Origin of the sequence: Aquimarina pacifica (assembly GCF_000520955.1) — a bacterium.
Lineage (GTDB): Bacteria > Bacteroidota > Bacteroidia > Flavobacteriales > Flavobacteriaceae > Aquimarina > Aquimarina pacifica.
In genome coordinates, this window is record NZ_JACC01000112.1 from 1 (window position 1) to 822 (window position 822).

Sequence of the window (822 nt, forward strand, 5' to 3'; positions counted from 1 at the left end):
TGTGTAAACTATGTATCTTAACGAACATTCAAAAAAACAATATTGATGATAAAAAAAGTAATAGTTGGAATTCTAACAATTGTAATATTTAGCTGTAATACTGACAAAAAGAAAACTAATTTTACCGAAACATATTCAGACATTAATATTGTAGGTGCGATGAAAAATGTAATGTGGAGAGGGGAATTAGGAGCAATTATTCGATTAGATACTATTTCTAATAAAAAAGGACTTTATGGAATTGGACCTGAAAGCTATTTGACTGGAGAGTTACTTATAAATGATGGACAAAGTTATGTTTCAAAAGTCACGTCTGATTCAACTATGACAGTTGAAAAAATATTTGATGTATCAGCACCTTTCTTTGTTTATACCAATGTAAACGAATGGAATGAAATTGAATTAGCTTCTGATATTAAAACCATTAAAGACATCGGAAATTTAGTTGATGCAAAAACTACTAAGTCAAAAAGACCTTTTGCTTTCAAATTAAAGGGAAGAATATCAAAAGCATCAATTCATATTCAAAATTTACCGAAAGGAACAAAAGTTTCATCGCCAGCTGAGGCTCATAAAGGACAAACGAGTTATGAACTAAAAGACAAAGAAGTTACAATTATTGGCTTTTTCTCGACAGAACATAAAGGAGTTTTCACTCATCACGATTCTAATATCCATCTACATTTAATAACAAAAGACGAAAGCAAAATGGGACATTTAGACGAAGTGGAAATTGAAGATATGAAGTTATATTTACCAACGAAATGAATAAAAAACTGCTTGCAACATTGGCTCCTATGAAAAGCACTAGCCTAGTTCCTC

Annotated in this window: 1 protein-coding gene; it reads left to right on the top strand. The window is 30.7% G+C overall.

The genetic code is table 11. The annotated features are described in order from the left end of the window. The first annotated feature begins 45 nt into the window (after positions 1 to 45). Positions 46 to 768, top strand: coding sequence for an acetolactate decarboxylase (locus DZ60_RS0122005; protein WP_174407717.1), 723 nt, complete (start codon positions 46 to 48; stop codon positions 766 to 768). Positions 769 to 822: the final 54 nt, after the last annotated feature.

What these genes read in the sequence shown, in the direction of transcription:
- DZ60_RS0122005 (WP_174407717.1), top strand. Translation starts at nt 46, where the DNA reads ATGATAAAAAAAGTAATAGTTGGAATTCTAACAATTGTAATATTTAGC.